At 60.7% G+C, this 17,033-nt stretch carries 14 protein-coding genes and 1 pseudogene; 10 read left to right on the top strand and 5 right to left on the bottom strand.

The window, feature by feature from the left end; genetic code table 11:
• Positions 1–44 precede the first annotated feature (44 nt).
• From ACSQ87_RS28455 to gcbA, 3 genes and pseudogenes are all read right to left on the bottom strand, one after another.
• Positions 45–1,784 carry a protein-disulfide reductase DsbD gene (locus ACSQ87_RS28455; protein WP_436274863.1) on the bottom strand — a complete coding sequence of 580 codons (1,740 nt, stop codon included), beginning with the start codon at positions 1,782–1,784 and terminating at the stop codon, positions 45–47.
• Positions 1,785–1,944: 160 nt separating this feature from the next.
• A pseudogene (locus ACSQ87_RS28450) lies at positions 1,945–2,451 on the bottom strand (methyl-accepting chemotaxis protein); the annotation flags it as partial.
• Positions 2,452–3,943: 1,492 nt separating this feature from the next.
• Positions 3,944–5,614: a diguanylate cyclase GcbA gene (gcbA, locus tag ACSQ87_RS28445; RefSeq protein WP_223432851.1), complete on the bottom strand. Its 1,671-nt coding sequence runs from the start codon at positions 5,612–5,614 to the stop codon at positions 3,944–3,946.
• A gap of 286 nt (positions 5,615–5,900) precedes the next feature.
• On the opposite strand from gcbA, the gene ACSQ87_RS28440 reads away from it, so the two are divergent.
• The 6 genes from ACSQ87_RS28440 (at position 5,901) to ACSQ87_RS28415 (ending at position 12,568) form a co-directional block, all read left to right on the top strand.
• Positions 5,901–6,968: a DUF2333 family protein gene (locus tag ACSQ87_RS28440; RefSeq protein WP_111449180.1), complete on the top strand. Its 1,068-nt coding sequence runs from the start codon at positions 5,901–5,903 to the stop codon at positions 6,966–6,968.
• A 3-nt stretch (positions 6,969–6,971) separates the two neighbouring features.
• Positions 6,972–7,529 carry an NUDIX hydrolase gene (locus tag ACSQ87_RS28435; protein ID WP_436274862.1) on the top strand — a complete coding sequence of 186 codons (558 nt, stop codon included), beginning with the start codon at positions 6,972–6,974 and terminating at the stop codon, positions 7,527–7,529.
• A 194-nt stretch (positions 7,530–7,723) separates the two neighbouring features.
• A complete protein-coding gene (locus ACSQ87_RS28430; RefSeq protein WP_436274861.1) occupies positions 7,724–8,095 on the top strand; it encodes a translation initiation factor Sui1 in 372 nt (123 codons plus the stop codon).
• A gap of 218 nt (positions 8,096–8,313) precedes the next feature.
• The gene (speA, locus tag ACSQ87_RS28425) at positions 8,314–10,227 is read left to right on the top strand and encodes an arginine decarboxylase (RefSeq protein ID WP_150656556.1); all 1,914 of its coding nucleotides are present in this window, start codon (positions 8,314–8,316) and stop codon (positions 10,225–10,227) included.
• 233 nt (positions 10,228–10,460) lie between these two features.
• Entirely contained in the window at positions 10,461–11,789 is a 1,329-nt protein-coding gene (locus tag ACSQ87_RS28420; RefSeq protein WP_436274860.1) for a contractile injection system protein, VgrG/Pvc8 family, read from the top strand.
• Positions 11,786–12,568, top strand: a complete 783-nt coding sequence (locus ACSQ87_RS28415; RefSeq protein ID WP_436274859.1) for a DUF4123 domain-containing protein — start codon at positions 11,786–11,788, stop codon at positions 12,566–12,568. Before ACSQ87_RS28420 ends, ACSQ87_RS28415 begins: the two co-directional genes overlap by 4 nt.
• A gap of 39 nt (positions 12,569–12,607) precedes the next feature.
• Here ACSQ87_RS28415 and ACSQ87_RS28410 read toward each other — a convergent pair whose 3' ends face one another.
• On the bottom strand, positions 12,608–13,957 hold the full coding sequence (locus ACSQ87_RS28410; protein WP_223432846.1) for an MATE family efflux transporter: 1,350 nt from the start codon (positions 13,955–13,957) through the stop codon (positions 12,608–12,610).
• 256 nt (positions 13,958–14,213) lie between these two features.
• Positions 14,214–14,507: a hypothetical protein gene (locus ACSQ87_RS28405; RefSeq protein ID WP_150656924.1), complete on the bottom strand. Its 294-nt coding sequence runs from the start codon at positions 14,505–14,507 to the stop codon at positions 14,214–14,216.
• A 195-nt stretch (positions 14,508–14,702) separates the two neighbouring features.
• Here ACSQ87_RS28405 and ACSQ87_RS28400 point away from each other — a divergent pair, with 195 nt between their 5' ends.
• The 4 genes from ACSQ87_RS28400 to ACSQ87_RS28385 are packed head-to-tail and all read left to right on the top strand — an operon-like array spanning position 14,703 to position 16,993.
• Positions 14,703–15,008, top strand: coding sequence for a MazG-like family protein (locus ACSQ87_RS28400; RefSeq protein WP_436274858.1), 306 nt, complete (start codon positions 14,703–14,705; stop codon positions 15,006–15,008).
• Complete coding sequence (locus tag ACSQ87_RS28395) at positions 15,005–15,754, top strand: methyltransferase (RefSeq protein WP_008153735.1); 750 nt, start codon at positions 15,005–15,007, stop codon at positions 15,752–15,754. Before ACSQ87_RS28400 ends, ACSQ87_RS28395 begins: the two co-directional genes overlap by 4 nt.
• Before the next feature lie 12 nt (positions 15,755–15,766).
• Positions 15,767–16,381 carry a DUF4136 domain-containing protein gene (locus ACSQ87_RS28390; protein WP_223432844.1) on the top strand — a complete coding sequence of 205 codons (615 nt, stop codon included), beginning with the start codon at positions 15,767–15,769 and terminating at the stop codon, positions 16,379–16,381.
• A gap of 54 nt (positions 16,382–16,435) precedes the next feature.
• Entirely contained in the window at positions 16,436–16,993 is a 558-nt protein-coding gene (locus ACSQ87_RS28385; protein WP_223432843.1) for a DUF4136 domain-containing protein, read from the top strand.
• Positions 16,994–17,033 lie beyond the last annotated feature (40 nt).

Raw genomic sequence — 17,033 nt, 5'->3', positions numbered from 1 at the left:
CCAGCACGATGGCCGATGTTTGCGCGAAATATGTGACCGGGTTATTAAATCCGGTCATTTGCTTTCGCAACACGTTCGGCGAAGTCGGTGGCGTTGATCTCGCCGATCACTCGCACATCGGCGTGTTCGACGCCGTCCTTGCCGAAAAACATCAGCGCTGGCGGGCCGAACAGTTTGTAGCGGTCGAGCAGGGCGCGCTGCTCGGCGTTGCTGGCGGTGATGTCGAAGCGGATCAGTCGATAGTCTTTGAGGCGTTCGACGACCTTGGCGTCTTTGAGCACTTCATGTTCGATGACTTTGCAGCTGATGCACCAGTCGGCGTACCAGTCGAGCAGCAGCGGAGTGCCCGATGATTTGGCTTCGGCGAGGACGCGGTCCAGGTCTGCCGGGGTGCTGATGGTTTGCCAGGCGCTGGTGATTTGTGATTGCTCATTGCCGGCAACCGTGCGCGGCTGGCCAATCGGATTGAGCGGGTCGGTCTGGCCGCTGAACGCTCCGTACCAACACGCCAACGCATAAAACAGCAGGAACATCCCAAGCAATTGGCCCAGGCGTTTTCTCGGCGGTTTGTAGACGAACTCCAGCGCACCCATGAACAACCCGGCGCCACCGGCCAGCAAACCGATCAGCAGCAACGTGATCTGGCCCGGCAGTACTCGACTGAGCAAACCGATCGCCAGCCCCAGCAACAAAACGCCAATCGCGTTTTTTACATAGATCAGCCAGGGTCCGCTTTTCGGCAGCCAGGCGGCACCACCGGTGGCGACCAGCAACAGCGGGGCGCCCATGCCCAGGCCGAGCATGAACAATTTCAGACCGCCGCCCAATGCATCGCCGCTGGCGCTGATGTAAAGCAGCGCGCCGGCCAGCGGCGCCGAGACGCAGGGCGATACCAGCAGGCTGGAAACCACGCCCAGCACGGCGGCGCCCCACAACGAACCACCCTCGGTGCGACCGGCGATCCGATCCAGCCGACTGCTGATGGCGTGAGGCAGCTTGAGTTCGAAGACGCCAAACATCGCCAAGGCAAACAGCGCAAAAAACATCGCGAACGGCACCAGCACCCACGCCGATTGCAACCGCGCCTGAAGATTGAGCTGCGCGCCGAACATCCCCATCAACGCGCCAAGCAGGGCGAAGCAGGCGGCCATTGGCAGCACATAAGCGAGGGACAGATTGAAACCGCGCAAACCACCCACCTGACCGCGCAACACCACGCCGGACAGGATCGGCAGCATCGGCAGCACGCACGGTGTGAACGTCAGGCCTATGCCTGCGAGGAAGAACAGTGCCAGTTCGCGCCAGCTCCAGGCAGGAGTCGTACCTGCGCTGCCATCAATACTCAGGCGCTCGGTTTCGGGTGGATAGCACAAGCCTTTGTCGGCGCAACCCTGATATGTAATCACCAGGGTGAAGGCGCGTTGATCGGTGCGCGGCAGTTCGACTTCGAGAATGCCGTGGTAGACCTCGACATCGCCGAAATACTCATCGTGCTTTTGTTCGCCCTTGGGCAGTAGCGCGGCGCCCAGACCTACATCGGCCGGGTCGGCGCGAAACTGAAAGCGGTGCCGGTAGAGGTAGTAGCCCTCGGTGGCGACGAAACGCAGTTTGATCGATTGCGGCGTGCTTTCTACCAGGCTCAGTTGAAAGGCTTCACGTACCGGCAGAAAGTCGGCGCTGTTGTTGATCGAGCCCAACGTCGAACTGGGCCGACTGTCCAGCAACCCGGCGGCGGTGGCCGGCAGGGCTAGCACTAAAAACAACAGGCAGAGCAAACGGCGCATGACAATCTCGCGTATCGAAAGTGAGGGCATGATAGCGGACAGCGGTCGGGTGTGCAGGGCGAGTCCTGTGGTGATTGTTCTGACGCCTTCGCGAGCAAGCCCACTCCCACAATGGAATGCGTACCCCTGTGGGAGCGGGCTTGCTCGCGAAAGCGGTCTGTCAGACGCGGAAGGCCTGGACGGCTGTGTGCAATCGTCCACCCAACACCAGCAAATTCTCACCCTGTACGCGCCCTTCACCGATACGCAGCAAGTTATCCCCACCCAATTGGTGAATCCGCTCACTGTGATCGCGGATTTCGCTGACGGCGCCACTCTGCTGGGCGGTGACATCGGCGATGCGCACGGCAGTGTCGGAAATGGTCTGGATTGCGCCGACGATTTTATCCAGCGCACCGTCGGCGGCCTGGGCCTGATTGGCAGTGGCTTCTGCGTGTTCGACTTGGGCGCGCATGCCTTCCACCGATTGTCGCGCCGCGGTTTGCAAACCGGCGATGAGTGTCTGGATCTCTGCTGTGGCGCCGGCGGTGCGTTGTGCCAGTGAACGAACTTCTTCGGCCACCACCGCAAACCCTCGACCCATTTCCCCGGCACGGGCCGCTTCGATGGCGGCGTTCAGGGCCAGCAGATTGGTCTGGTCGGCAATCGAGCGGATGACCGTCAGCACGCCGCCAATGGTCGCCGACTCCTCGGCCAGGTGTTCGATCATCTGCGCGTTGCCTTGCACTTCACCGACCAGCGCGTGCAGCCCGGTGAGACTCAAACCGATGACTTTCTGGCCGTGCTCCACCGCCAGCCCGGCATGGCGGCTGGCGTCGGCCGCCTGGCTGGCATCGCCGGCAACCTGTTGAATGGTCGCTTCCAGCTCGCCGAGAGAATCACGGATCAGCGCCGTGTCGCCGGCCTGATGTTCGGCGCCGCTGTGCAGGTCATTGCTCAACTCGGCCAAGGTTCGGCTGCTGCCGGCGACCTGTTCGGCGTTGAGGCGAATGGTCCCGACCAGGTCGACCAGATAGGCGCGCAAGCGATTGAGCGAAGCTTGAATGTCATGCAGTTCGCGATTGGTCGCGCCCAATTCAATGTCCCGGCTGAAGTCGCCCTCGGCCCAGGTCGAAAGGGCAGGGGCGAGGTTGGTCAGCGTCCGGGCCAGTTTCCGTTGCAAGGTGTCGATCAGCAAAGCAATCAGCAGAATCAGGCCAATCATCACCCCTTGCATCAGCCGCACTTCGCCCTGGATCTGCCCGTGCTGGGCGCGAACCACCGGCTCCAGTCCGGCGATGGCCTGCTGCACGGCGGCGATTTTCAGGTGAGTGGCGGCGCTGAGGTCGGTGCGTTTCTGGATCTGGTCACGTGTGCGCGCCAGTTCGGCCGGGTAGCGAGTGAGGAGGCTGTTCAGTTCACGCTTGAGGCCCACGCCCGCATCTTCGGCAACAGCTTTTTCGGTGTTCTCCAAGCCCATCATCGCGGCGAAATCATCGGTGCCGGATTCGCTGCTGCTGGCTACACCGAGCAGCGGCAAGGTGCCCAGCAACTCAGCCTGAGTGCGAATGTTGGCGACTTCACGCTCGACATCGGCGGCCAATTCGCTGCGGCCGCTGCTGACCAGTTTATCCCGGGCCAGAGACAACTTGCCCAAGTGCTGGGAGGCGGCGAGCAACGGCGTCAGATACGCCACGTTAGCGCTGGCGTATTGGCTGAGCTGATCGAGGCTGGCGCCGAGTTCGCGTTCGGCCTGCAGCAGCAACGCTTGCGGATCACCGGCCAGTTTGCCGGCGGCCAGCAGGTCGGTTTTGCTGAATTCTTCGAGGTTCGACAGGCTCGGGCGCAAGGTGTGGGCCAACGCCGGCGGCAACTCGCCGAGTTCCTTTTGCACCCCGTCTATGGCCTGGCCGGCGCTGCTCAGGCGCAGGGCATCGCCGCTGGCGAGGTAGTCGTCGATGTTACGTGCGACTTCATTTTGAAATTGCTGGGACAAGCCCAAGTAACGCTCCATCAATAGATAGGGGCGTTCCAGGGCCTTTTGCGACCACCAAAGCGTGGCGCCAAGGGCCACGCACACGGCGACTAAAAGGAGGGTATTGAGATTGGTCAGCAGCTTCAGGCGCATCGCGGGTCTACCAGCGGCAGAATGGTAAGCGCCTGAATTTATTGCGTTTGTGTTACAGGGTTATGACCGAATGGGTCGATTCCGATGAAAAAGTGGCACTTTGCTTTGACGTCCGCGCGGCCTGCACGCGGTTGCGTCCGGCGTCCTTCGCGCGGTACAGCGCTTCGTCTGCCTGGCTGGCCATCATCAGGCTGTCGGAGTGTTCACACAGTTCCACCACCCCGGCGCTGAACGTGCACCAGAGGTCCTGCGGTTGAGCCGGGTAGTGAATCTCGGCAAAGCGTCGACGGATTTCGTCGAGCACTTTGTGGGCCGATTCGAGATCGGTGTCTGGCATGACGATCGCGAACTCTTCACCGCCGTAACGGCCGATGAAGTCGGTCTTGCGCAAGCGTTGCTTGAGAAACAGCGCCAGGCTCTTGATTACTCGATCGCCCATAGGGTGGCCATGGCTGTCGTTGACCCGTTTGAAGTGGTCGATGTCGAGCATCGCAAAGCTCAGCGGCTTGTTCTCGCGGCGGGCGCGGAAGCTGCAGTCTTCGAGCAATTGCAGAATGTGCGTGTGGTTGTACAGCCCGGTGAGGCTGTCACGGACCATCCGCGCCTTGAGATTGCGCGCCCGCGCCGCGCGGTTGCGCACGGTGGTGATCAGGTGTCGTGGCTTGATCGGTTTGGTCAGGAAGTCATCGCCGCCCTCGCTCATGGCGTCGAGCTGCTTGTCCAGATCGTCTTCGGCCGACAGGTAAATGATCGGTACGCTGACATAGCGGTCGTTGTGGCGGATCACTTTGGCCAGTTCAGTACCAGTGCAGGCCGGCATGTACATGTCGAGGATGATCAGGTCTGGCTGGAAATCCGCGAGCTCGGCCATGGCCTGGATCGGCTCGATCAAGGTCCGTGTGACGATCCCGGCGCTATTGAGCAGGCGCTCGGTGTGCAAGGCCTGGGCGCGAGAATCGTCGATGATCAGCACTTTATAAGGTTCGTACTGGGCGACGCAGGTCAGGACTTCGATTTTCTCCAGCAGGCTCGAGGCTTCGAGGGTACCGGTCAGGAATTCCTGGCCACCGGCACGCACGGCGGCGAGACGGGTCGGGGTGTCGGTTTCGTGCAGGCTGAAGAACAACAGCGGCAATTGATGATCGAGGCCTTCCTGGGCTTCGGCAGCCAGTTTCAGGCCGATGCCGGTACCACTGAAATCCACGTCCATGACGATCGCCGCAGGCAAGCGCTCGACCATCGAAGAGCGGAACGCCGCAACGCTGTCGAGGGCTTGAGCGCTGAGCCCAAAAAATTCCAGCTGTTTGGCCAGCCGCTCGGCGCGGTCGTGATCCTGCAGCATCACGTAAATCGGCTTGCGCAGCGGCGGCAGAAAGGTCTGGTCCAACTGATCGCCATGGCGCAAACCGGTGCGTGACAGGCGCTGCATCAAACGATTGAGGTCAGTGATCAGTCCGCTGCTCAGGCGTCCGCGATTGGCGTCGACAGCCTCCAGCGACTGACCGATGTGGTGTGCGAGCTGCGTGTGTTCAGGTTGTTCGAAGCGTTCGGCGAAACGCAGCAGGCGCAGGTTGGCCTCGCTCAGTTCCGATAAGTCGGTGGTGGACCACTCGCTGCGTTGCAGGCGCTGCCATATCTCAAGAATTTGACGTGCCTGATGAATTACCCGCTGGGCAAAGTGGTGCTTGAGGCGCTCACGGCTGGGGTCTTCTGGCTCGGTCATATCCTGACTACTAGTTAGGGTGCATGCTGAGATCGACTGGTGGCTCTATGCTAGCACCTCTTTTCGATCGCATGAGTGTCGTACGTCAATTAACTGCAAAGCGACCTTATTCAGTTCCTGACCGACTGGTCGCATAGGATCAACGCTGTGCTTCATTTATAGTGGCCGTCGATCGTGGTCATTGTGCTGGTAGTGTTTGTGCAGGATTTAATGCGCGGCAAACGAGGCACGATGAGATAGGGTTGTGGTCGAACCGATGAACTCAAGTGATTGAAAGGATATCGCCATGCTGGACTGGAAGAACCGCGCGGGCAGCGCGCCTGAACGTGCCGCTGAACCGAAATCGGCCACCCGCAGTTACTTGGGTGGCCTGTTGTTCAGTCGGGCGCTGGCCACTCTGATTGGCCTTTACTTGCTGGTGGCTATTGCGCTGGGCTGGTACTGGAGCCAGGAACCTGCGCTGTTCCCGGTTCAGCAGAATGCCCAGATGGCTGCCGAGAAAGAAGGCAAGCAAATGGTCATCGGCTACACTACGGTCGAAACCCTCAAGACCGTCGCCGGTACTTTGCTGACCAAACCGGGTGGCTATATTTCCAACGACCGTTTCCCGCCGGGCCTGTGGATGGACAACACGCCGAGCTGGGAATATGGCGTGCTGGTCCAGGTCCGTGACCTGAGTCGTGCACTGCGTAAAGACTTCGCTCGTTCCCAGTCGCAGTCCACCGAAGACGCTGACCTGGCCAAGGCCGAGCCGCGCTTCAACTTCGACAACAAGAGCTGGGTGCTGCCCTCCAGTGAGTCCGAATACCAGGAAGGCATCAACTCCCTGAGCCGTTATCAGGCGCGCCTGTCCGACCCAAGTCAGAAAAGCGCGCTGTTCTATGCCCGCGCCGACAACCTGAACAACTGGCTGGGCGATGTCGGCACCCGTTTGGGTTCGCTGTCGCAACGACTGTCGGCCAGCGTTGGCCGGGTCAAACTCAACACTGCGCTGAAAACCGAAGTCGTCGCACCGGGTCAGGTGCCACAGGTTGACGAAGAAATCGTCGAGACCCCGTGGATGCAGATCGACAACGTGTTCTACGAAGCCCGCGGTCAGGCCTGGGCCTTGTCCCATCTGCTGCGTGCCATCGAAGTCGACTTCGCCGATGTGCTGGCCAAGAAGAACGCCACGGTCAGCGTGCGTCAGATCATTCGTGAACTGGAAGCCTCGCAGGAACCGGTCTGGAGTCCTATGATCCTTAATGGCAGCGGCTTCGGGGTGCTGGCCAACCACTCGCTGGTCATGGCCAACTACATCTCCCGGGCCAACGCCGCAGTGATCGATTTGCGTCAATTGCTCAATCAGGGCTGAGTCATGGTCGATAGCGCCAGAGAGGTCGCGCACCGCGCGGCCTCGGATGCCGAACAGATCGCCTGGGTCGACGAGCAGGACAACCTGCTCGGCGCCCTGGTCCGCTCCGACCTGCGTGAGCGCGGGCTGATCGGACGCGGCACTTACATCATGCTGTTCAATTCCGCCGGTGAACTCTGCGTGCATCGACGCACGCTGAGCAAAGCCATTTATCCAGGTTTCTGGGACGTGGCGGCGGGGGGCATGGTGCTCGCGACCGAAACCTACGCCGAATCGGCTGCCCGCGAGCTGGAAGAAGAGCTGGGTGTGAGCGGCGTGGAACTGACCGCCCATGATCACTTTTTCTTCGAAGACACCGGCAATCGGCTCTGGTGTTCGGCGTTTTCGGCGGTGTGGGACGGTCCGTTGATCCTGCAACCGGAAGAGGTGCTGGAAGCGCGCTTCACCCCCATCGATCAGGTCCTGCTGGAAATCCAGCAAAAGCCTTATTGCCCGGACTCTCTGGCTGCGTTGAAGCGGTATCTTCGGGCCCGTGGGTCGGACGTCGCAAAAGAGGCATAAATTGGCGCCGATTGGCTCTTAGCAAGTCGGCTTTTTGCCGTTACACTGCGCGACCTTTTCAAACTGAACCGGCACTCCTTTTTTATAAGTGCGTCTGGCTCAGTAGCGCTGCCCCTGCCTGAGTGGGGCTTCGCGGTCGATGGCACTTGCCCAAGTTGCCGCGACCAGTCTTTGTCCTCCCAAGAGGATTGCCGGTGGCCAAAAAAGCCGCATCCTTCGCCGCCCTTGGTGGCCTGGTATTTTCCACCGACGCAGGTCGTCATTGCCCGGATTGCTGTAAGCCGGTGGATGCCTGCATCTGCAAACAGACCGTTATCCCGACCGGCGACGGCATCGCTCGCGTGCGTCGCGAAAGCAAGGGGCGTGGCGGCAAGACGGTGACCACCATCACCGGCGTGCCGTTGGCCGAAGACGCGCTCAAGGACCTGGCGACCACGTTGAAGAAACGTTGCGGGACCGGTGGTGCGTTGAAAGACGGAATCATTGAAATCCAGGGCGATCATGTCGAGCTACTCTTGGCCGAGCTGATCAAACACGGTTTCAAAGCGAAGAAGTCCGGCGGCTAGCAGCCTCTGTGAAAACCACCCTCGGCTTGATCCAGCCCTGATCCGATTCAGGTCTGGCGTCGTCTACATGGTTTTCACAGAGCCTGTTCTGACCGGTTTCTAAACTCACTGCGGTCAGCGAGGTCTATCCCCTCGTTGACGAACCGTCATTTTCATTCTTTAGACTGCGCCGGCCTGAACCCAGGCGACGCTCTATGACTTTTTTATAGGGGACTTCAATGTCCGTACGACGCACACGCAAAGACGATGGCAGCCAATGGACAGTTGCGGACAGCCGCAGTGTTTACGGGATTCGCCATTGGGGGGCCGGGTACTTCGCGATCAATGACGCCGGTCGCGTCGAAGTTCGTCCGAACGGTCCGACCAGTTCGCCTATCGACCTCTTCGAGCAAGTCGACCAGCTGCGTAAAAGCGGCCTGTCCTTGCCGTTGCTGGTGCGTTTCCCTGACATTCTGCAAGACCGCGTGCGTCAGCTGACCGGCGCCTTCGACGCCAACATCGAGCGCCTGGAATACCAGAGCAAGTACACCGCGCTGTACCCGATCAAGGTTAACCAGCAAGAAGCGGTGATCGAGAACATCATCGCCACCCAAGACGTGTCCATCGGTCTTGAGGCCGGCTCCAAGCCTGAGCTGCTGGCCGTGCTGGCCCTGGCGCCGAAGGGCGGCACCATCGTTTGCAACGGCTACAAGGACCGCGAGTTCATTCGTCTGGCGCTGATGGGTCAGAAGCTCGGCCACAACGTGTTCATCGTGATCGAGAAAGAATCCGAAGTCGGGCTGGTGATCGAAGAAGCCGCCTCGCTCAAGGTCAAACCTCAGGTTGGCCTGCGCGTGCGTCTGTCGTCCCTGGCGTCGAGCAAGTGGGCCGACACCGGTGGCGAGAAATCCAAGTTCGGTCTGTCGGCGGCGCAACTGCTGTCGGTGGTCGAGCGTTTCCGCGCGGCGGGCCTGGATCAGGGCATTCGCCTGTTGCACTTCCACATGGGTTCGCAGATCGCCAACCTGGCGGACTACCAGCACGGCTTCAAGGAAGCGATTCGTTACTACGGCGAACTGCGCAACCTCGGCCTGCCGGTAGATCACATCGACGTCGGTGGCGGTTTGGGCGTGGACTACGACGGTACGCACTCGCGTAACGCCAGCTCGATCAACTACGACATGGACGATTACGCCGGTGTTGTGGTCGGGATGCTCAAGGAATTCTGCGACGCGCAGAACCTGCCGCACCCGAACATCTTCTCCGAAAGCGGCCGTTCCCTGACCGCTCACCACGCCATGCTGGTGGTGCAAGTGACCGACGTCGAGAAGCACAACGACGACGTACCGAAGATCGACAACAAGGAAGAACTGCCGGAAACCGTGCAGTGGCTGGTTGACCTGTTGGGCCCGACCGACATCGAAATGGTCACCGAAACCTACTGGCGCGCCACGCACTACATGAGTGACATCGCGACCCAGTACGCCGATGGCAAGCTGACCCTGGCCGAGAAAGCCCTGGCCGAGCAATGCTACTTCGCCGTGTGCCGTCGCCTGCACAACTCGTTGAAGGCTCGTCAGCGTTCGCACCGCCAGGTGCTCGACGAACTCAACGACAAGCTGGCCGACAAGTACATCTGCAATTTCTCGGTATTCCAGAGCCTGCCGGACACTTGGGCCATCGGCCAGGTCCTGCCGATCCTGCCGCTGCACCGTCTCGACGAAGAGCCGCTGCGCCGTGCCGTACTGCAAGATCTGACCTGCGACTCCGACGGCAAGATCAAGCAATACGTCGACGAGCAGAGCATCGAAACCAGCCTGCCGGTTCACGGTTTGAACGACGGTGAAGACTACCTGCTGGGTATCTTCCTGGTCGGCGCCTACCAGGAAATTCTCGGCGACATGCACAACCTGTTCGGTGACACCGACTCGGTGAACATCTATCAGAACGCTGACGGCAGCGTGTACCACGCGGGTATCGAAACCCACGACACCATCGAAGACATGCTGCGTTACGTGCACTTGTCGCCGGAAGAGTTGATGACCCACTACCGCGATAAATGCGCCAGTGCCCGCATCACCGCCGCCGAGCGTACCCAGTTCCTCGACGCGCTGCGTCTGGGTCTGACCCGTTCCTCTTACCTGTCTTCTTGAGGTAAGGCACCGCTCTCATCAAGTTGTCTGAAAATGTTCCGCACGAAGCGGAAATTTCAGATGACTTGGTGGGATGCCTCTCTGATTTCAAGCGAAATGACTTACATTCTTGGCCATCCAAGCGATGTGGTCTTCTTTTCGCGTAGGTCATTTCCTAAGTTGTACTTCGGCACTCTACTCGGCCAACTCTCTCGGAGAGAATCCCCGGCCGCCCCTCCTGTAGAGAATCGCCGATGTTCGATCCAGTCAACGAGCCGTCATTTCGTCTGGATGTAGAGGGTCTGCCCGACCCCTTTGAGGTCTTGGCCTTTACCGGTAGAGAAGCCATCAGCGAGCCTTTTGTGTTCGACGTGGATCTGCTGATCGATGACCCGACACTCGACCTTGCAAGCCTGCTGTACCGTCCGGCCTTTCTGCATGTCGGGCCTGCGGGAAACGGCTTTCACGGACAATTGCATGAACTCGTCCAGCGTGATCATGACCCGGCTGTCAGGCTCTGCCGCGTCCGTCTGGGGCCGAAGCTGGCGTGCCTTTCCCTGCGCTTCAGTCAGCGAATTTTCAGCGCGCGCTCGGTGCCGCAAATCCTCGCTCAGGTGCTCAAGGAGCACGGTATCGTCGGCAAGAATCGGCGCTTTGAGCTGGGCGGCAATTACCCGGCCCGTGAATTCTGTACGCAGTACCAGGAATCGGATCTGCAATTTATCCAGCGACTGTGTGCCCAGGAACGGCTTCATTACCATTTCGAACACGGCGCGCTCGGGCATTGCGTGATCTTTGGCGAGGGGCAGGCGCAATTTCGCCTCGGCGAAAATACGCTCTTCCAGGTCGAGAGTGAGCAATCGGCTGTGCGTCAGTTCAAGGTTCAGGGTTGCGCTGGGCAACGAACCGCGCCGATTGCCGAAGGTCGTACGGACCTGACAACGCTGCGAAGTGGTCAGCTGATGCGGCTGTCCGGCCATCCGATTGCCGACTGGAACCATCTCTGGCTGCTGACCCACGTCGAGCATCAGGGCAGCCAGGATTTAACGGCGCCCTACAGCAACCAGATCCGCGCGATTCACTGGCAGGTGCCTTTTGTCTCACCTCATTGCGCAGTGAAACCCAGGATGCACAGCCTGCAACGGGCCTGGGTGGTCGACATTGATGAGTCATGCCCCGATCCGTCCAGACCGGTTGCCGTGCAATTTGACTGGCTCTATCAGGGCGAGGGCGCGGCGCCCAGCCACTGTTGGCTGCCGTTGGCCGCTGAACTGGGCGACGCGGCAGTCACGCAGTTGAGTGAGGGGGTCGAGGTGGTGGTGAGCTTTATCGAGGGGGATCCGGATCAGCCGCTGATTACCGGGTTTCTTCACGTCCCTTCGTCCGTTGAAGAGGTTGAGGAGGTCGGCTCGCCGCGCATATCCGCGACAGATGATGTCGAGGGTTTGCTGGCGCTTCTGCAATCGAGCGAACCATTGATGTTGCTATGTCTGCTGCCCGGTGGCGGCAGTTTCAACCATTGCACGCAGGCCCTCTGCACCTGCCGGGCGGCGAAGCGGTTTGGCCAGAGCGGTGCGGCATGATCGTCGCGACCCCGCAATGGCTATTGCTGGATGTGCCGGGTGCGCCACAGGCGGGGGCGATGCTGCAACAGCAATTTGCGCATGCCCGGTGGTTCTGGTTGTTCGAAGGCACTGAGTGGCATGCGTTGCGGGAGCGCGGCCCGGCCCTGATCGATCTTCGAACATGCCCTGTGCTGGCCGGGTTGTGCCACAGCGAAGTGCCCCTCTGGTGTGGCTTGCTGATCGCCAGTGAAGCGTCGTCGTCGCAGTTGCTGGAGCATTTGCGCCGCATGCTCACGGTCACTGTCGGTGTGCATCACCGGGCCTTGTTGAGTTACTACAACCCGCAAACGGCCAGTTACTTGTTCGATGCCTGCGATGCGCAGGAGCTGAGTCGCTGGCTGGGTCCTATCAGCCATTTGCGCTGGTTCGGCGGGACGTGGGCCGACCGCGCGATCGGCAGTCAGGGCTGGCAGCAGTTGGTCAATCCGGGGCTTGCCGTCAGCCCTTTGGCGGTTGAAGAAAACCTCAGTCCTCATCAGCAGGAAAAACTGCAAACCTGCCTGCTGGAGCAGCATGCCTGGCACTGGAGTCGGTCCACCGGGACTGACTACAACACGCTGTGGTCCCATGTGCAGGAAGGGCTGGCGCTGGATTTTACCGAGCGTCCGGTACTCGATGACTGGTTATGGCTACGCTTGCAGTACCCCGGCGCTTTGCCTGGGCAAGCGTTGTCAGGACTCACCCAGCAGGAGCGTCTCGATAGCCTGCGCAACCGGTGGCAGAACGATCAGCCCTGAACACGGTGATCTGCCGCTGCGCTTCAAAGCAGCGCCGACTCAGTGAGCTTTGCCTGCGAACCAGCCGTCGCTTTTGTGCAGGTACCAGGCAAACGCGCCGAGGGTCAGGCTGCGCAGTAACATGAACAGCAGAAAGGTTATCCACAGTCCATGGTTGCCAAAGCCTTGCAGCGCCCAAGCGAACGGCAGCAACAAAACCACCGTCAGCAGCATGCCGTTGCGCATTTCCCGGGCACGGGTGGCGCCGATAAACAGCCCGTCGAGCAGGTAACTCCCGACCGCGATCAGCGGCAGCGCGGCGAGGTAGGGGAGGTAGATGAACGCCGTGTCGCGCACGCTCTGAATGTTGGTCTGCATCTCGATAAACAGATGCCCGGCGAACAGAAACAGCACGGCAAAACCCAGGCTCGCCAGCAACGACCAACCGCAGGCCACTACCAGCGAGCGGCGCAGGGCCTCTCGATCACGAGCACCAATGGCATGTCCACAAAGGGCTTCCACGGCGTGGGCCAGGCCGTCCAGCGCATGGGCGGTCAGCAGCAAACCGTTGAGCAACAGCGCGTTGGCGGCGACGGTGGCATCACCCAGTCGTGCGCCTTGCACGGTGATCAGGAAAAACACCGATTGCAGCGCCAGGCTGCGGATGAAGATGTCGCGGTTGACTGCCAATAGCGGTCGCCAGCTCTGCCACAGCACCAGCGCGGCCCAGGCGATGTGGCCGGGATAGGCGCGCAGGGCGTTGCGGGTCATCAGCAGGCCGATCAGCGCGCCGGTCCATTCGGCGATCACCGACGCTCGGGCGGCACCGACCACGCCCCATTCCAGCCCGAGGACGAACCACAGGTTCAGCGCGATGTTCACCAGGTTGGTGCTCAGCAGAATGGCCAGCGGCGCCCGGGCGTTTTGAGTACCGAGGAACCAGCCGACCAGCGCATAACTGGCCAGCGCCGCCGGCAGACCGAACAGGCGCGTGTGGAAAAACTCGCGGGTCAGCTGATCCAGCTCCGCCGACGGCTGCATGAAATGCAGCGCGACCCCGCTCAACGGCACCCCCAGTGTTCCCAGGACAATGGCCAGGCCCATGGCCAGCAACAGGCCCTGCAGCAAGATCTGCCGCAATGCCGCGCCGTCCCCACGCCCGGCGGCCTGTGCGGCGAACCCGGTGGTGCCCATGCGCAGAAAACCCATGGCCCAGGCGAGAAAGGTATACAGGCTGGCCCCGACCGCGACGGCGCCCAACTGATGGGCGTGGGGCAAGTGACCGATGACGGTACTGTCGACCAGCGCCACCAGCGGTACGGAAATGTTCGAGAGAATCATCGGCGCGGCGAGCGCCCACACTCGACGATGGGTAGGGCGGTCGCGCCAGTCGGCGATCAGGTTGGACATGCAGGCTCCTTGGGGGAGCGGGCATTGTAGCGGTTGATTCGGGATTTGCTGTGAATCAGAAATCGACCCCTCACCCCAGCCCTCTCCCCACGAGGGAGAGGGGGAAAGGGAGCCGATCTTCAGGCTTTTCAAAACCTGAGTTCGACGCGGAATTTCAGGTCGATGTAGCTCGAGAGAACAACTCAGTCAGTCCCCTCTCCCTACGGGCGGTCCGACGTTTCGGGAGGGCTAGGGTGAGGGCTGGATCTTAAGCCGATCAATGGATTATCCAGCTCAACAACCACAACCCCAGCAGCAACCAGATAATCCCCATGATGATCGACGCATTCATGAACGCCCGAATCGCCGACCACAGCAGCATCAACCCCAAAATCAGCGCAACGATGCTGATGATCGAGGCGTCCATGCCCAGCGCACCGGACAGCCCTTCGACAAAGTTGCTGCCGGCGTGGCTCAGCAGATTGAACAAGCCGCTGAGGCCGTCAACGATGAAGCGGATAACCGAACCGAGTGCCTGGCCGAGCCATTCGAAAAAACTTTCTACCTGCATGTCGTGAGCGTCCTTGATGAAAGTGGAGGCGTGGTTGCCGGACTTGAGCCTTGGGCTATCGAGCAGGGTGCCGAGTTCCCGTAGGAGCTGCCGCAGGCTGCGATCTTTTGATTATGGTGTAAAGATCCGCGTCACACCGAGACGCTTGCCTTCCCCCGTCATCCCCCCGAAGCTATACGCCTTCAGGAGAGCCCGATGAACCTTGTTGAACTGACCGAACGCCTGCACGCCATCCGTGACCGCAATGACTGGCGGCAATTTCACAGCCCGAAAAACCTGGCCATGGCCGCGAGCGTGGAAATGTCCGAGCTGGTGGAGATTTTCCAGTGGCTGACCGAAGACCAGTCGCGCCAGTTGCCGGCGGACACACTCGCCCATGCCGGGCAGGAAATCGGTGACATCGTGCTCTATCTACTGCTGCTGTGCAGCGAGTTGGGGTTGGACATGAATGAAGTGGTGCGCAGCAAACTCGCGGACAGCGAACGGAGGTTCAGCAGATGAGCGACCGTCATTTCGATCAACTGGCGACCCGCTTTGCCGAAAAAATCTACGGCGGTGCCAAAGGCGCGATCCGTCTGGCGGTGCTTCAGGCCGACCTGGCCGAAACCCTGCCGGATCGACCTTTGCGCGTACTGGATATCGGTGCTGGTCTGGGCCACATGTCGTTGTGGCTGGCCCAGCGTGGTCATGAGGTCACACTGGCCGAGCCCGCCGAGCCGATGCTCGAAGGCGCCCGCCAGCGCTTTGCCGACGCCGGGCAAACAGCGACGTTCATTCAGGCGCCGTGGCAGGATCTGCTCGGCCAACTCACCGAACCCTACGACCTGGTGCTGTGCCATGCGGTGCTGGAATGGCTGGCCGAACCTCACGCGATCCTGCCGGTGCTGCATCAATTGACCAAACCAGATGGCTGGTTGTCCCTGGCCTTCTACAACCGCGATGCGTTGATCTATCGCAACCTGCTCAAAGGCCATTTCCGCAAGATGCGCAAGAACGACATGGCCGGCGAGAAACAGAGCCTGACGCCGCAGCAGCCTCTTGATCCACGGGAACTGGCGGCGCAACTTGAGGGCATGTGGCAAGTCGAAACCCAGAGCGGGGTGCGGGTTTTTCACGATTACATGCCGGTGGAATTCCAGGCCCGGGCCGAACTGGTGGACTTGCTGGAAATGGAGCTGGCCCACCGTCGTCACCCAAGCTTTGCCGGGCTTGGGCGCTACTTGCACTGGATCTGTCGGCCGGTCTGATCGGAGCGCGAAATGAACAGTCGTTCGGGGTTATTGGTGATCTGTCTCGGGTTGGCGGCCTGTCAGGGCAGCAACCCTTATGTGGCGTCATCCAACCCCTTGCCACCCGCGCCGCCTCAGGCGGCCAACACCTTCGACCGCAGCGCCTACCCGGCCGCGCCGCGCGACTACGGGCGTTACCGCAGCTGGGCCTGGCTCAACGGGCAGCTGCCGCCGGGCAGCGCCTGGGCGGATTCGGCGCAGGTCGCCGAAGCCGTCAGCAATGCGCTCGATCAACGTGGTTTGCGTCCGCTGCACGATAACCGCCCGGCCGACCTGTTTGTCAGCGCCGACCTGCACCTGGAAACCCGCCTGCGTCAGGTTCGGGACGACTATGGTTATTACGGCGGCGGTTATGGCGGTTACAACCGCTACGGCAGCGGTTACGGCATGTACAACACCGTGCCGATCGTGCGGACTTATCAGGAACAGGTCGTGGTGGTGCGGGTTGATTTGTTTGACGCTCAGAGCGGTCAACCGGTGTGGAGTGCCAGTGCCGAAACCAGCAATCGCGGCAGCCAGAGCGAGCGTGCCGATGCCATACGGGAAGCTGTAGAAAAGGCGATGTCGGCGTATCCTCCTAGTTAGCTTCTGTAGGTAAGAAGCATTGCGCAGGTTCATGTCTTCAACCGGAGAAATATCATGTTCCGCCGTCTCGCTTTACTGGCTGTGGCCGTGCTGCTCACTGCCTGCGCCGGCAGCCAGGTCAATCATGACTTCGATGCCAGTCGCGACTTCGCCGCCTATCGCAGCTGGAGCTGGAAAGAACCCGCCCTGCAATATCGGCCCGATGATCCACGGATCAAGAGCGACCTGACTGAACAACGCATCCGCCAATCGGTGACCGATCAGCTGGATCAGCGTGGCCTGCGTCCGGCTGCGGGTGGCCAAAAGGGCGATTTGAGCGTGCAGACCTATCTGATCGTCGAGCAGCGCCAGCAACAAGTGACCACCAACTACGGCGGCGGTTGGGGTAATCCATGGAACGGCTACTGGGGCGGGCCGATGTACAACGAAACCCGCAACGTCAGCTACAAAGTGGCGATCATCCAGATCGACCTGCTCGACGGCAAGGACGGCAAGCTGGTGTGGCGCGGCAGTGACGAGCAGATACTCAGCCGCACACCGAACCCGTCGGATCGCAGCACGGCGATACGCGAAACGGTGGGGCGAATTCTCGCCAACTACCCACCCAAATAAACACCACCCAACCCTGTAGGAGCACGGCTTGCCGGCGATG

It is taken from the genome of Pseudomonas sp. LjRoot277, from assembly GCF_964253845.1.
Classification (GTDB): Bacteria; Pseudomonadota; Gammaproteobacteria; order Pseudomonadales; family Pseudomonadaceae; genus Aquipseudomonas.
Note: the sequence above shows the minus strand (reverse complement) of the source record. Positions and strands in the feature narration are given on the sequence as shown.

Coding starts and splice junctions, on each gene's coding strand:
- ACSQ87_RS28385 (WP_223432843.1), top strand. CDS start 16,436: ATGTTCCGCCGTCTCGCTTTACTGGCTGTGGCCGTGCTGCTCACTGCC.
- ACSQ87_RS28420 (WP_436274860.1), top strand. CDS start 10,461: ATGTTCGATCCAGTCAACGAGCCGTCATTTCGTCTGGATGTAGAGGGT.
- ACSQ87_RS28410 (WP_223432846.1), bottom strand. CDS start 13,957: ATGTCCAACCTGATCGCCGACTGGCGCGACCGCCCTACCCATCGTCGA.
- ACSQ87_RS28390 (WP_223432844.1), top strand. CDS start 15,767: ATGAACAGTCGTTCGGGGTTATTGGTGATCTGTCTCGGGTTGGCGGCC.
- ACSQ87_RS28455 (WP_436274863.1), bottom strand. CDS start 1,784: ATGCGCCGTTTGCTCTGCCTGTTGTTTTTAGTGCTAGCCCTGCCGGCC.
- speA (WP_150656556.1), top strand. CDS start 8,314: ATGTCCGTACGACGCACACGCAAAGACGATGGCAGCCAATGGACAGTT.
- ACSQ87_RS28415 (WP_436274859.1), top strand. CDS start 11,786: ATGATCGTCGCGACCCCGCAATGGCTATTGCTGGATGTGCCGGGTGCG.
- ACSQ87_RS28440 (WP_111449180.1), top strand. CDS start 5,901: ATGCTGGACTGGAAGAACCGCGCGGGCAGCGCGCCTGAACGTGCCGCT.
- ACSQ87_RS28400 (WP_436274858.1), top strand. CDS start 14,703: ATGAACCTTGTTGAACTGACCGAACGCCTGCACGCCATCCGTGACCGC.
- ACSQ87_RS28435 (WP_436274862.1), top strand. CDS start 6,972: ATGGTCGATAGCGCCAGAGAGGTCGCGCACCGCGCGGCCTCGGATGCC.
- gcbA (WP_223432851.1), bottom strand. CDS start 5,614: ATGACCGAGCCAGAAGACCCCAGCCGTGAGCGCCTCAAGCACCACTTT.
- ACSQ87_RS28395 (WP_008153735.1), top strand. CDS start 15,005: ATGAGCGACCGTCATTTCGATCAACTGGCGACCCGCTTTGCCGAAAAA.
- ACSQ87_RS28405 (WP_150656924.1), bottom strand. CDS start 14,507: ATGCAGGTAGAAAGTTTTTTCGAATGGCTCGGCCAGGCACTCGGTTCG.